Source organism: Pseudomonas sp. 1L-E-NC-VB-C3 (assembly GCF_057291535.1).
This window is the reverse complement of sequence record NZ_JBXAWD010000007.1, coordinates 241,709-255,530: the sequence shown is the minus strand read 5'-3', so window position 1 is coordinate 255,530 and position 13,822 is coordinate 241,709. Positions and strand designations below refer to the sequence as shown.

Sequence of the window (13,822 nt, the reverse complement as noted above, 5' to 3'; positions counted from 1 at the left end):
CGACCGTGGCTGATAGTTGTAAAGAAGCCGAGACTATGCCCGCTATCGTCCTCATTTGCAAATTCAATCGAACTTTATGTGACTTCCCGGTTTCGCGTTTACATCTAAGCGCGTAACTCGTCTGGCCGGTGAATCGGCGCAGGGACGCGGGTTTTCTGGCGCCTGAAAGCTGGCAAAAGCCCACTACTACCAGCCAAGAGTTTCCTTGAGGAAGGGAATGGTCAGCTTGCGTTGCGCTTGCAGGGACGCCTGATCAAGCTGCTCGAGAAGATCGAACAGCGCGCTCATGCTGCGTGTGCCGCGAGTGAGAATGAAGTGCCCGACTTCATCGGTCAGGTGCAGACCGCGACGGGATGCGCGCAATTGCAACGCACGCAATTTGTCTTCATCGGAGAGCGGGCGCATCTGGAAGATCAGCGCCAGGGTCAGGCGCGATTTCAGGTCGGCCAGCTTCACTGGCAATTCGCGCGGCGAAGTGGACGCGGCGATCAGCAGGCGCCGGCCGCTGTCACGCAGACGATTGAACAGATGAAACATCGCCTCTTCCCAGTCGGCCTTGCCGGCAATCACCTGCAAGTCATCCAGGCAGACCAGTTCGTACTGCTCAAGGTTGTCGAGGATTTCCACGCCGCGATCCATCAACTCGGCCAGCGGCAGATATACCGCCGGTTCGCCCATCTGCTCGAAGCGCAGGCACGCGGCCTGCAACAGATGCGTGCGCCCGACGCCGTGTTTGCCCCACAGGTAGATCAGGCTCTCCGTCCACCCGGCGTCGGCTTCGCAGAGACGCTCGACATAGCCGAGTGCAGCGGCATTGGCGCCTGGGTAGTAGTTGATGAAGGTGGCGTCGTCACGCAGACGCACACCTAGGGGCAGCTGAATCGGTTTCATGCTGACTGAACAGTTCTCAAAGGAACCGTTAGTGGCCTCTGTGTAAAGTTGGCGAAGTTTATACCCGTGAGGCTGAGCGCACAATGCGACAGACCCCAAGCAAAATCAAAGGTTTGCGTTGACGCAGCGGTTTGATGACAGATTCTCTGGCGCCCTCGCTCGAACGAAACGCGGCAGCCCGGCCAAGCGCCGGGCGGCCCGCGCCATCACAACTCAGGTTCGTCAACGCCGCTGTAGATCCCGGAATCCTTATACAAGTCGTGGACATGACGCACCAGCACCATGATCACCGCCGCCACTGGCAACGCCAGCAGCACGCCGGTAAAACCGAACAGCTCGCCACCCGCGAGGATCGCGAAGATCACCGCCACCGGGTGCAGACCTATCCGATCCCCGACCAGCAGCGGCGTCAGCACCATGCCTTCCAGCGCCTGACCGACCATGAACACTGCGACGATCCCGACCATCGGGTACAGATCGCCCCCGAACTGGAACAATCCGGCGATCAACGCCGCGCCGATGCCGATGACGAAACCCATGTACGGCACGATCGCCGCGAGCCCGGCAATCAAGCCGATCAACAGCCCCAGCTCCAGACCGACGATCATCAGGCCGGCGGCGTAGATTACGCCCAGCGCAACCATCACCAGCAACTGCCCGCGCACAAACGCGCCGAGCACTTCGTGGCACTCACCCGCCAGCGAAACCACGCGCTCTTCGCGATCACGGGGCAACAGGCTGCGGATCTTGCCCATCATCACGTCCCAGTCGCGCAACAGATAGAAGCTCACCACCGGAATCAGCACCAGATTCGCCAACCAGCCGATCAGCGCCAGGCTCGAGGCCGTCGCCTGACTCAGCACCACGCCGACGATGTCGGTGGTCTGGCCCATGTGCTCGCTGATCGCAGCTTTGACTTTATCGAACTTCCAGAAGCCGTCCGACAGCCCCAGTTTCGCTTGCGCCCACGGCACAGCGGTGTGCTGCAACCAGTCGAGCATCTGCGGCGCCAGCTCGTACAGACGCAGCAACTGCTTGGCGAGCATCGGCACCAGCACCAGCAGCAACGCGGTGACGATCAGCGTGAACAAGGCAAACACGGCGATCACGCCCCAGGTTCGCGACAGCCCGAGCCGCTCCAGACGATCCACCAGCGGATCGAACAGATAAGCCAGCAACAACGCGACCAGAAACGGCGTGAGGATCGGATGCAGCAACCATACAAACGCGCAAAGCAGGACTACCCCACCGAGCCAGAACCAACGCCGCGTATCGGCCATTTACCACTCCTGATGCTTCTATATAAGGAAAGACTTACCAGCGAAACCGCAACGACGGCGCCGCCGCTACCGGGGGTGGCGCTGCAACCGCAGGCGTACCATCCGCCGCTGGCTGGGCAGGCGCCACCGGGGCCGGCGCTTCGGCCGGCAGCTCCTGCAACTTCGCCAGCGACAATTGCGCGCGCAACTGATCGGCGCTGCCATTGACCCGATAGACGATCCGATCGCCCTGCACGCTTTGCAGACGCACGCCGAACGGTTCGAGTAACCGCAGCAGCGCCGCGTAATGTTCCAGATTCATGCCCTGCACTTCCAGGGTCTGCTGACCCGACGCGCCGGGCTTGGCGACAAATCGCGGCGCCAGACGCTCGGCCACCGCCAGCATCACCGCATCGGCAACCGCAGCCTGATCGGCGCCCTGCACGCTGCCGGCCTCTTTCTGATCACCGAGCCACAAGCGCCATTTTGCCTGCCACTGTCCGCGCTCTTCGCGCGCATGCACCGCCAGCAAGGCGTCGGCGTTGTAGCGCTCCGAAGCACTGCGCAAGGGCGCGGGGTCAGCGCTTTCCAGCGCGGGTGCGGTGGCAACCAATTGCTCGCTGAGATCAGCCAGCGGCAAGCGCAGTGGCAAACCGCGATGTTGTGCGGCCGTGCGCAATGCTGAGGCTGCGGTTTGACCGTCACCGACCAGGCTCGCACCTTCAGTTGAATCGTTCAGCCACCAGCCGAGGATCGACGGTCGACTGGCGCCCCACACCGGCAACCCGGCCCGACGCAAGGCCTGCTCGGTGGTTGCCGGATCGAAATCGACTTTCAGCACTTCCGGTGGCCCGGCATCGAAACCGAACTGGCTGATGATCTGCTGCGGGTCCTTGCGGATCGGCGCCAGCCCCGGGTTCTGCGCGGCTTTCGGGTCGCCGGTCAGGCGCAGCACCAGGGTATCGAGCGCCGCCTGCGTGGCGCGATCGCGCTCTTCCGGCGCCTGGCCGTTGACCGGCTGACGCACCTGATACAGACCTTTGAGGTTTTCGGCATGGCTCGCCAGGCTGACCAGCGTCAGGCAGCCTACAAATAACAATTTACAAAAACGCATGGAAAATTCCCGTCGACAGGAGCGGCTGGAACACGCCGCGTGAACCGGTTGAGCAAGGCTGTGACCCCCACCTCTTGCAAAACATTCACACGGTGGCGGTAAGTTTTTGCACAGTCCTAACGATAGACGGTTAATCGCCACACCTTATACAGGCAGTCATACCCTGCGATTGCAAAAAATTTCCGCCGATATGGCCCTGCCCGTCGGTGCGAGGATGGCCGCTGCCCCTCAAGCCTGATAAAATCGCGCGCCTTCGCAGACCGGCAACAGCCGGGCCCCTCGAAACTCGCGTGAGGCGATCGCCCATCGAGTTCGATGTTCCCGCTGAACTCGGTCGTTACCCCCTGAATCCCCTCCCCTAAAGGCCTGGATCATGAGCAAGCAACCCTCCCTGAGCTACAAGGACGCCGGTGTAGACATCGACGCCGGTGAAGCATTGGTCGAACGCATCAAGAGCGTCGCCAAGCGCACTGCGCGCCCGGAAGTCATGGGCGGCCTGGGCGGTTTCGGCGCCCTCTGCGAAATCCCGGCCGGCTACAAGCAGCCAGTGCTGGTCTCCGGCACCGACGGCGTCGGCACCAAGCTGCGTCTGGCGCTGAACCTGAACAAGCACGACAGCATCGGCATCGACCTGGTCGCCATGTGCGTCAACGATCTGGTGGTGTGCGGCGCCGAGCCGCTGTTCTTCCTCGACTACTACGCCACCGGCAAACTGAATGTCGACACCGCTGCCCAGGTTGTCACCGGCATCGGCGCTGGCTGCGAACTGTCGGGTTGCTCGCTGGTCGGCGGCGAAACCGCTGAAATGCCAGGCATGTACGAAGGCGAGGACTACGACCTGGCCGGCTTCTGCGTCGGCGTCGTGGAAAAAGCGGAAATCATCGACGGCTCGAAAGTCGCCACCGGTGACGCCCTGATCGCCCTGCCATCGTCCGGCCCGCACTCCAACGGCTACTCGCTGATCCGCAAGATCATCGAAGTCTCCGGCGCCGACATCGAAAACACCCAGCTCGACGGCAAACCGCTGACCGACCTGCTGATGGCCCCGACCCGCATCTACGTCAAGCCACTGCTCAAGCTGATCAAGGACACTGGCGCTGTGAAGGCCATGGCCCACATCACCGGTGGCGGCCTGCTCGACAACATCCCGCGCGTGTTGCCAAAAGGCGCGCAAGCTGTGGTTGACGTGGCAAGCTGGACTCGCCCGGCCGTATTCGACTGGCTGCAAGAGAAAGGCAACGTTGATGAAACCGAAATGCACCGCGTGCTCAACTGCGGCGTCGGCATGGTCATCTGCGTGGCTCAGGAGCACGTCGAAGTGGCCCTGAACACCCTGCGTGACGCCGGCGAGCAGCCTTGGGTCATCGGTCAGATCGCCGTGGCCGCCGAAGGCGCTGCGCAGGTCGAGCTGAAGAACCTCAAGGCTCACTGATGCCAAAGTCCTGTGATGTCGTGGTGCTGTTGTCCGGCACCGGCAGTAACTTGCAGGCTCTGATCGACAGCACGCGGACCGGCGACAGCCCGGTCCGCATCGCTGCGGTGATTTCCAACCGCGCCGACGCCTACGGCCTGCAACGCGCCCGCGACGCGGGTATCGCCACCCGCTCGCTGAATCACAAGGCATTCGAGGGCCGCGAGGCCTTCGATGCCGCGCTGATCGAACTGATCGACCAATTCAACCCCGAACTCGTGGTACTGGCCGGCTTCATGCGCATTCTCAGCGCTGATTTCGTGCGTCACTACCAGGGTCGCCTGCTCAACATCCACCCGTCGCTGCTGCCCAAATACAAAGGGTTACACACTCATCAGCGCGCGCTGGAGGCCGGCGATACGGAACATGGCTGCTCCGTGCACTTCGTCACCGAGGAACTCGATGGCGGACCACTGGTCGTACAAGCAGTATTACCGGTAGAGTTGCACGACACGCCGCAAAGTCTGGCGCAACGAGTCCACGCCCAGGAACACCTGATCTATCCGATGGCAGTACGCTGGTTTGCCGAAGGCAGGCTGACACTCGGTGACCAGGGTGCTTTACTCGACGGTCAGCCACTCGCCGCCAGCGGCCACTTGATTCGACACTAGGAGATATTATGCGTCGCGCCCTGCTCTTCGCTTGCGCTCTGCTCGCCCTGCCCTTCGCGCAGGCAGCGGACCTTCAACCGTTCTCCGCCAGCTACACCGCCGACTGGAAGCAGCTGCCCATGAGCGGCACCGCCGAACGCAGCCTGACCAAGGAAGCCGACGGCGTCTGGAAGCTCAGCTTCAAGGCCTCGATGATGATCGCCAGCCTGACTGAAGAAAGCACCCTGAAGCTGGACAAGGACACCCTGCTGCCGCAGTCCTACCACTTTGAACGCGGTGGTCTGGGCAAAGCGAAAAAAGCTGATCTGGACTTCGACTGGGCCAATAAACTGGTGACCGGCACCGACCGTGGCGACGCGGTGAAGATCCCGCTGAACCGTGGCATGGTCGACAAGTCGACCTATCAACTGGCGCTGCAGCACGACGTTGCCGCCGGCAAGAAAAGCATGAGCTATCAGGTGGTTGATGATGGCGAAGTCGATACCTACGACTTCCGCGTGCTGGGTTCGGAAAAGGTCGACACCAAGGCCGGCCAGATCGATGCGATCAAGGTCGAGCGCGTGCGCGATCCGACACAAAGCAAACGCATCACCGTGCTGTGGTTCGCCAAGGACTGGGATTACCTGCTGGTGCGCCTGCAACAGGTCGAGACTGACGGCAAGGAGTACAACATCATGCTCCAGGACGGTACGGTCAACGGTAAGACTGTCAAAGGCAGCTGATCCGTCGCAAGAACAGAGAGCCCCGCGAATGCGGGGCTTTTGTTTATCTGTTCGATGATACTGCGCGGCGGCCCTACCCCTCACCCCAGCCCTCTCCCGAGGGAGAGGGAGCCGACCGAGGTGTCTGCCGCTAACCATCGACCTGAGAAACCGAGTCGAATATGGATTCCAAAGCATCGCACGATTAGTCCCCTCTCCCTCCGGGAGAGGGTTAGGGTGAGGGGCTTTTGAAGGTCAAACTCACACCGAAAACCGCGCCACCATCCCGTTCAGATCCACCGCCAACTTCGACAACTCCTGACTCGCCGCACTGGTCTGATTGGCCCCCGCCGATGTCTGCATCGCCAGATCACGAATATTCATCAGGTTGCGATCCACCTCCCGCGCCACCGCTGCCTGCTCTTCCGAGGCGCTGGCGATGACCAGATTGCGCTCGTTGATCAAGGTAAACGCCGAGGCGATTTCCTCCAGGGCCGAGCCTGCGCTCTTCGCCAGCTCGAGGGTCGAGCGCGCCCTTGAGTTGCTTTGCTGCATCGAACTGACCGCCGAATCGGTGCCCTGCTGAATCCCGCCGATCATCTGCTCGATTTCCTGGGTCGACTGCTGGGTGCGATGAGCCAGCGCCCGCACTTCATCTGCCACTACTGCAAAGCCACGCCCGGCATCACCGGCGCGCGCCGCTTCGATCGCGGCGTTGAGGGCGAGCAGATTGGTCTGTTCGGCAATCGAGCGAATCACGTCCAGCACTTTGCTGATGCCATGAACCTTTTGCGCCAGCGCCTCGACCTGCGCGGCATTATTCGTGACATCGCCGGCGAGAAACTCGATCGACGTCACCGTCTGCTGCACTTGCTCGCGCCCTTGCCGGGCGATACGGTCGGACTCGCGGGAGGCTTCGGACGTGGCCACGGCGTTGTTCGCCACCTCTTCCACCGCTGCTGTCATCTGGTTGACCGCAGTGGCGGCCTGTTCGATTTCCTGACTTTGCTGATGCAAGCCGCGAGTGGCATCTTCGGTGACGCTGCTGAGTTCTTCGGCGGCCGAGGCCAACTGGGTCGACGACTCGGAAATGCGCCGGATCGTGTCGCGCAGATTGTGCTGCATGCTTTTCAGCGCTTGCAGCAGGCGCGCCGGCTCGTCTTTGCCAGTGATGTGAATGTCACCGGTCAAATCCCCACCGGCCACGACTTCGGCCACGCTGAGCGATTGCGACAATGGCACGACAATGCTGCGCGTCAGCAGCAACGCCAGGCCGACGGTAATCAGCGCAGCCATGGCGATCATTACTGCGACCCATAGCCGCGATTGCTTGAACACCAGCCGCGCGGCCTCAGTGGCCAGACCGGCATTCTGTTTATTCAACTCGACCAGCTCACGCAAAGTGGCGGCGATCTCATCGGCCAGCGGGCTCATCTGATCATTGAGAATCGTCGCAGCCTCAGCGACCCGATTCTGCGCCGACAGCTGTAGGACTTGTGCCTGAAGCTCAAGGTATTTGTGCTCGGTGCCCTTGAAGCGCTCAAACAATACGCGCTCTTCAGGCAGCACGATCAGACCGTCATAACGCTGCTGCGCTTCGCTCAAGCCACTGCGCAGTTCGTCGAGCTTGGCGACATTCTGCTCCAGTGCCTTGGGGTCACGGTTGAGCAACAGGCGCATGGTCAGCGCACGCAGGCGCAGCATGTCCTGACTCATTTCACCGACCGCCATCACGCTTGGCAGCCAGTTGTTGTCGACTTCATCGGACTGCGCACGCATGTTCGACATTTGCAGCAAAGCGAACGCCCCGAGGGCAAACACCATCAAGGCCAGCAGGCCGAAACCGAGACCGGCGCGCGGGGCAATATTGAGACTACGGATATTCATCACTCTGGCTCCTTCCAAAAGCGCTGCATCAGCCTGCAGCGGGTTGCTTTAGAAGGTATCGGCATTGCCCTGAAATTGCGTAAGACGAAAAGGCGATAGGCGGACGAGCGGCTAGTCCGAACCCTTGGCTGTGACGTTTCAGCGCGGAGCAGCGGGTTTTTCTGTGTTGCGCGGCAATATCGCCAGGAAGTTATCCCGCGCGACTTTGCGCGCCACCGCTTCCGGCAAAGCATCGAGAAACGGCTTGTAGCTGTGCATTTCCTGACCGAGCTTGTTGAACCGTCCTACCACGTCAGAGCCGAGCATGAAGCGCTCGGGGTACTTTTCCACCAGCGCCAGCCATTCGGCGCGGGGCTTACCCTGCTCGTCCAGCAAGTAAGGCGTGAGCATGCTCCACGACAGGTCGATAAACAGATTCGGATAGGCCTCAAGCATGCGCGTCAGGGTTGGCAGGAGAAACGGCAACTGGGTCTGATGCCGATGGATCTCGGCGCTGGTGCCGGCATGCGCCCAGATGAATCGCGTGTGCGGATGATTGCGCAGCGGCTCTTCAACTTCCTTCAGGTACAGCGGATTTTTCTCACGCTTGGAAGTGATGTTGGAGTGCAGCATCACCGGCAGATCGTTTTCCGCAGCGAGGTGATAGATCTTGGTCATTGCCTCGTTGTTCGCTCGAGGCGTGTCGCCGGAGGTCAGCGCGGTCAGGTCATCGTGTCGGGTGAACACCTCGCCGATGCCCTGCCACAACCCCGGATACAGGTCGAGCATGCGCTGGATGTGCGCGGCGGAATTCTTGTCATTGGGATTGAAGCCGGACAGGAACGGATGAAAGTACTGGCGCTGCTCCGGCGCAAGTTTTTCCACCGCGTCGGCAACGATCACGTCAGTGGCGCTGTACCAATAGGCATCGGCGTCATCGCCGGCGTAGTAGCGCGGACGCTTGGGTTCGTCTTCGTGCCATTTCTTCGCCACGGGAATGCCGGAAATCATGACGTGCTCGATGGAATTGTCCTTCATGGCCGTGAGCAATTTCTGCATGCCGGCGCTTTCCTGGAAAAAATCCACGTAATGCAGGTGCGCATCGCTGTAGGTGTATTCGCGGGCACTGGCGCTGCCAGCGAACAGCAGCAGACAGGCAAGACTCAGACGAGACAAGGACACAAGTAATCTCCGGCAGATGGGCATAGCCTAGACCGCGCCCGAACGACAAGGGTTCATCCCTGCCGAAAAGCGGAACGCCCACTGCCGCGAATGCTCTATAACTGCAAGGTCTGTTTTGATCGAACTATTTTTCCTGCCGCCTGTGAGGTTTCCATGACTGTTACCGTCAATACCGTCTCTGCCGAAGGTTTTCGTCACACCGTCCAGATCGACGACCACGAATTGTTTGCCGATGTACCGAAAGCCGCCGGGGGTGAAGGCACCGCGCCAGAGCCACACGACTATTTCGACGCCGCCCTTGGCGCCTGTAAAGCGCTGACCCTGAAGATGTACGCGAAGAAAAAAGACATCCCGCTGACCGGCGTGGGAGTCGAAGTGAAGCGCGACAACAGCCAGGAACAGAAAGGCAAATACGCCCTGCATGTCACCCTGACGCTCAAAGGCGTGCTGACTGACGCCCAGCGCGAGGAACTGCTGCGTGTGGCCGATCGCTGCCCGATCCACAAGCTGATGACCACCAGCGAAGTCAGTATCGAAACCCACGCACCACAAGGCTTTGACAGCCAATAATCCTCCCAATGCCAGCGGCGGGTTATGCTTCTGGCATCACCCGCTCAGCCTGGAATGCACCATGGACACGCCACTCCTGATCATCCGCCCGCGCGCCGAAGACGTCGAAGGCCAGCCGATTCTGCGCCCGCTGCCGTCAGCCAAATGCCGCAACGTCGGGCCTTTCGTGTTTTTCGACCACATGCTCGAAACGATTTATCCGACAGGCAAAGGCATGGATATCCGACAGCATCCGCACATTGGCCTGTCGACACTTACCTATCTGTTCGAAGGGCAATTGCAGCACAAGGACAGTCTGGGCTCCGATCAAGTGGTCGGTGCCGGCGATGTCAGCTGGATGACCGCTGGCAGCGCCATCGCCCACGTCGAGCGCACGCCTGCGCCACTGCTCGCCGAGACCTTCACTCTGCACGGCCTGCAAGTCTGGCTGGCCTCGCCCAAGGCACACGAAGAAGGCCCGGGGCATTACAGTCATCATCCGGCAGCGACGTTGCCGGTCAGCGATAACCTCGGCGTGCAGATTCGCATGATTGCCGGGTCAGGCTTTTGCCTGGTATCGCCGGTGCCGGTGCTTTCTCCTACGTTGTATGCGGAAGTGAAGATGCAGACCGCGACCACATTGCTGATTCCGGCCGAGCATGAAGAACGCGCGGTGTATGTGTTGAGCGGGGATGCGCAGTTGAATGGCGAGGCGATCGAGCCGCATGCGCTGGTGGTGTTGCCAGCCGGCGAAGAGATGAGCCTGTTTGCCGAAAGCGATGTGCACGCGGTGGTGTTCGGCGGCGCGGCACTGGACGGGCCGAGACGGATCAACTGGAATTTTGTTGCAAGCGATCCGGCGGCGATTGATGAGGCACGGCGCAAGTGGGCGGCCGGGGATTGGCCGACGGTGCCGGGGGAAGTCGAGCGGATCGAACTACCGCGCTAGGCCGCTTACCCTCACCCCAGCCCTCTCCCAGAGGGAGAGGGAGCCGACCGAGGCGTCTTGCGTTATACATCGACCTGAAAAGTCTCGGCGATTATGGATTCGCCTATTCACGTTCAGGTCGACGCCACTCCCGAGCAACCCCCAATCAGTCCCCTATCCCAGAGGGATAGGGAGCCGACCGAGGCGTCTTGCGTTATACATCGACCTGAAAAATCCCGGCGATTATGGATTCGCCTATTCAAGTTCAGGTCGACGTCACTCCCGAGCAACCCTCAATCAGTCGCCTATCCCAGAGGGAGAGGGAGCCGACCGAGGCGTCTTGCGTTATACATCGACCTGAAAAGTCTCGGCGATTATGGATTCGCCTATTCACGTTCAGGTCGACGCCACTCCCGAGCAACCCCCAATCAGTCCCCTCTCCCTCCGGGAGAGGGCTAGGGTGAGGGGCTTTTCGCTTTTAACCGTTGAACACTTCATCCAGCAAATCATGCATCGACTTGAACGCGCGCTTGGCGGTCTTTTCGTCGTACATCATCTTGCCCGGCACATTGGCGTGCGGATCGGTAAACGAGTGCACCGCGCCGCCGTAGCTGAGCAGTTGCCAGTCGACTTTCGCCGCGTTCATTTCATCTTCGAACGCTGGCAGTTGCTCTTTCGGCACCAATGGATCGGACGCGCCATGCAGCACCAGCACCGAGCCCTTGATGTTCTGCGCATCCGCCGGGTTCGGCGAATCCAGCGTGCCGTGGAACGACACCGCCGCTTTTACCGGCGCGCCGGTGCGGGCCAGATCCAGCGCACAGCAACCACCGAAGCAGAAACCGAACACCGCCAGTTTCGAGGTATCCACTGCCGCTTCGCCCTGGCTCTGCAATTGCTCAAATGCCACTTGCAGACGTTTGCGCAACAGCGCGCGGTCGTCCTTGAGCGGCATCATTGCTGCCAGCGCCTCATCAGCGTTCTGCGGACGTACGCTCTGGCCATAGACATCCGCAATCAACACCACGTAACCCTTGGCCGCCACGGCTTTGGCAATGTCTTCAGCACCGGCGCTGACGCCCATCCAGTTCGGCGCCATCAGCAAACCCGGGCGCGCGCCCTTGTGCTCGGCGTCGAACGCCAGGCGACCTTCATAGGCCTGGCCGTCAATCTGATAGACCACGGAACGTACAGTGACTTGGCTCATTTCTGACTCCTGATTGAGTAAACACCAGAACGAAAAAACCCGCCGAAGCGGGTTTTTCCTACAACGTGATCAAACCGACAGTTCAACCAGCAGCTTGTTCAGCCGGCGCACATAAGCGGCCGGATCCTTCAAGCTGTCACCCGCCGCCAGGGCGGCCTGATCGAAGAGGATGTGCGACAGATCGCCAAAACGCTCTTCGCTCTGCTCGCCATCGAGTTTCTCGATCAGCGGGTGGCTCGGGTTGAACTCGAAGATCGGCTTCGAATCCGGGACTTTCTGCCCGCTGGCTTCGAGAATCTGGCGCATTTGCAGACCCAGATCCTGTTCGCCGATGGCCAGAATGGCCGGCGAGTCGGTCAGACGATGGGACACGCGAACTTCAGCCACGGAATCACCCAGCGCAGTTTTCAGGCGCTCGACCAGACCCTCTTTGGACTTGGCGACTTCTTCAGCGGCTTTCTTGTCCTCTTCCGAGTCCAGGTTGCCCAGATCGAGGTCACCGCGCGCCACGTCGACAAAAGTCTTGCCGTCGAATTCGCTGAGGTAGCTCATCAGCCACTCGTCGATGCGATCGGTGAGCAGCAGCACTTCGATGCCTTTCTTGCGGAAGACTTCCAGGTGCGGGCTGTTCTTGACCTGCGCGTAGGTTTCGCCGGTGAGGTAGTAGATCTTGTCCTGACCTTCCTTGGCGCGGGCCAGGTAGTCAGCCAGACCGACAATCTGCTCGCCGTCGTCGCCCTGGGTCGATGCAAAACGCAGCAGACCGGCAATTTTCTCTTTGTTGGCGAAATCTTCTGCCGGGCCTTCTTTCATGACCTGACCGAAGTTTTTCCAGAAGCCCTTGTATTGCTCAGGCTCGTTCTTCGCCAGTTTTTCCAGCATGTCGAGCACACGCTTGGTCAGCGCGGTTTTCATCGAATCGATGATCGGGTCTTTCTGCAGGATTTCACGCGACACGTTCAGCGACAGGTCGTTGGAATCGACCACGCCTTTGATGAAGCGCAGGTACAGCGGCAGGAACGACTCGGCCTGATCCATTACAAACACACGCTGCACGTACAGCTTCAGGCCCTTCGGCGCTTCACGCTGGTACAGGTCGAACGGCGCGCGGGCCGGCACGTACAGCAGCGAGCTGTACTCGAGCTTGCCTTCAACCTTGTTGTGGCTCCACGACAGCGGATTCTCGAAGTCGTGAGCGATGTGTTTGTAGAACTCCTGGTATTCCTCGTCTTTGACTTCAGTGCGCGGACGGGTCCACAGGGCGCTGGCGCGGTTGACGGTTTCCCATTCAACGGCCGGAGCCTCTTCGCCTTCGGCCGGAGTGACTTCCTTCGGCAGTTCGATCGGCAAAGCGATGTGGTCGGAGTACTTCTTGATGATGTTGCGCAGACGCCAGCCATCCGCGAATTCGTCTTCGCCGGATTTCAGGTGCAGGACGATGCGGGTGCCGCGCTCTGGCTTGTCGATGGTGGCGACTTCGAACTCGCCCTCGCCTTTCGACGACCAGTGCACGCCTTCGCTGGCATCGGTGCCGGCGCGACGGCTGTAAACATCAACCTTGTCGGCAACGATGAAGGCCGAGTAGAAGCCGACACCGAACTGGCCGATCAGGTGCGAATCTTTCTTCTGATCGCCGGACAGGTTTTTCATGAAATCGGCGGTGCCGGATTTGGCGATGGTACCCAGGTGGGTGATCACATCGTCACGGTTCATGCCGATACCGTTGTCTTCGAGGGTGACGGTCTTGGCGTCCTTGTCGAAGCTCACACGGATTTTCAGGTCAGCGCCACCTTCGAGCAACTCCGGCTTGGCCAGGGCTTCGAAGCGCAGCTTGTCGACAGCGTCAGAGGCGTTCGAGATCAATTCGCGAAGGAAAATTTCCTTATTCGAATACAGCGAATGGATCATGAGGTGCAGCAGCTGCTTTACCTCGGTCTGGAAGCCCAGGGTTTCCTTTTGAGTTTCCACACTCATGGTCATCAAACTCCAATCAGATGGCAGTGGCCGCGACCCGAAATGGTCTGCGGCGGGTTGTCATCTGAG

12 protein-coding genes are annotated in these 13,822 nt (G+C 60.4%); 5 read left to right on the top strand and 7 right to left on the bottom strand.

Annotation, left to right across the window (positions count from 1 at the left end):
* Positions 1–186 precede the first annotated feature (186 nt).
* The 3 genes from hda to AC0Z5Z_RS14015 form a co-directional block, all read right to left on the bottom strand.
* Entirely contained in the window at positions 187–891 is a 705-nt protein-coding gene (gene hda, locus AC0Z5Z_RS14025) for a DnaA regulatory inactivator Hda (protein WP_007919828.1), read from the bottom strand.
* A 206-nt stretch (positions 892–1,097) separates the two neighbouring features.
* Positions 1,098–2,171 carry an AI-2E family transporter gene (locus tag AC0Z5Z_RS14020; protein ID WP_130887144.1) on the bottom strand — a complete coding sequence of 358 codons (1,074 nt, stop codon included), beginning with the start codon at positions 2,169–2,171 and terminating at the stop codon, positions 1,098–1,100.
* A gap of 34 nt (positions 2,172–2,205) precedes the next feature.
* Positions 2,206–3,264: a DUF2066 domain-containing protein gene (locus AC0Z5Z_RS14015; RefSeq protein WP_485611221.1), complete on the bottom strand. Its 1,059-nt coding sequence runs from the start codon at positions 3,262–3,264 to the stop codon at positions 2,206–2,208.
* A 373-nt stretch (positions 3,265–3,637) separates the two neighbouring features.
* Between AC0Z5Z_RS14015 and purM the strand changes: the two genes are divergently transcribed.
* The 3 genes from purM to AC0Z5Z_RS14000 are packed head-to-tail and all read left to right on the top strand — an operon-like array spanning position 3,638 to position 6,068.
* Positions 3,638–4,696, top strand: a complete 1,059-nt coding sequence (gene purM, locus AC0Z5Z_RS14010; protein ID WP_016773695.1) for a phosphoribosylformylglycinamidine cyclo-ligase — start codon at positions 3,638–3,640, stop codon at positions 4,694–4,696.
* The gene (gene purN, locus AC0Z5Z_RS14005) at positions 4,696–5,346 is read left to right on the top strand and encodes a phosphoribosylglycinamide formyltransferase (RefSeq protein ID WP_310215080.1); all 651 of its coding nucleotides are present in this window, start codon (positions 4,696–4,698) and stop codon (positions 5,344–5,346) included. Before purM ends, purN begins: the two co-directional genes overlap by 1 nt.
* 8 nt (positions 5,347–5,354) lie before the next feature.
* Positions 5,355–6,068 (top strand): DUF3108 domain-containing protein, encoded by a 714-nt coding sequence (locus AC0Z5Z_RS14000; protein WP_056783915.1) that lies wholly within the window; start codon positions 5,355–5,357, stop codon positions 6,066–6,068.
* A gap of 240 nt (positions 6,069–6,308) precedes the next feature.
* Here AC0Z5Z_RS14000 and AC0Z5Z_RS13995 read toward each other — a convergent pair whose 3' ends face one another.
* A complete protein-coding gene (locus AC0Z5Z_RS13995) occupies positions 6,309–7,934 on the bottom strand; it encodes a methyl-accepting chemotaxis protein (protein WP_024012161.1) in 1,626 nt (541 codons plus the stop codon).
* Between the two features lie 138 nt (positions 7,935–8,072).
* Positions 8,073–9,119: an amidohydrolase family protein gene (locus tag AC0Z5Z_RS13990; protein ID WP_460093960.1), complete on the bottom strand. Its 1,047-nt coding sequence runs from the start codon at positions 9,117–9,119 to the stop codon at positions 8,073–8,075.
* Positions 9,120–9,248: 129 nt separating this feature from the next.
* Here AC0Z5Z_RS13990 and AC0Z5Z_RS13985 point away from each other — a divergent pair, with 129 nt between their 5' ends.
* Together AC0Z5Z_RS13985 and AC0Z5Z_RS13980 are read left to right on the top strand one after the other, a co-directional pair.
* Positions 9,249–9,665: an OsmC family protein gene (locus AC0Z5Z_RS13985; protein ID WP_095180751.1), complete on the top strand. Its 417-nt coding sequence runs from the start codon at positions 9,249–9,251 to the stop codon at positions 9,663–9,665.
* Positions 9,666–9,726: 61 nt separating this feature from the next.
* Positions 9,727–10,593, top strand: a complete 867-nt coding sequence (locus AC0Z5Z_RS13980) for a pirin family protein (RefSeq protein ID WP_476249000.1) — start codon at positions 9,727–9,729, stop codon at positions 10,591–10,593.
* A gap of 457 nt (positions 10,594–11,050) precedes the next feature.
* On the opposite strand, the gene AC0Z5Z_RS13975 is transcribed toward AC0Z5Z_RS13980, so the two are convergent.
* The gene (locus AC0Z5Z_RS13975; RefSeq protein ID WP_056783904.1) at positions 11,051–11,779 is read right to left on the bottom strand and encodes a dienelactone hydrolase family protein; all 729 of its coding nucleotides are present in this window, start codon (positions 11,777–11,779) and stop codon (positions 11,051–11,053) included.
* A gap of 69 nt (positions 11,780–11,848) precedes the next feature.
* Positions 11,849–13,753: a molecular chaperone HtpG gene (htpG, locus tag AC0Z5Z_RS13970; protein WP_056786759.1), complete on the bottom strand. Its 1,905-nt coding sequence runs from the start codon at positions 13,751–13,753 to the stop codon at positions 11,849–11,851.
* Positions 13,754–13,822 lie beyond the last annotated feature (69 nt).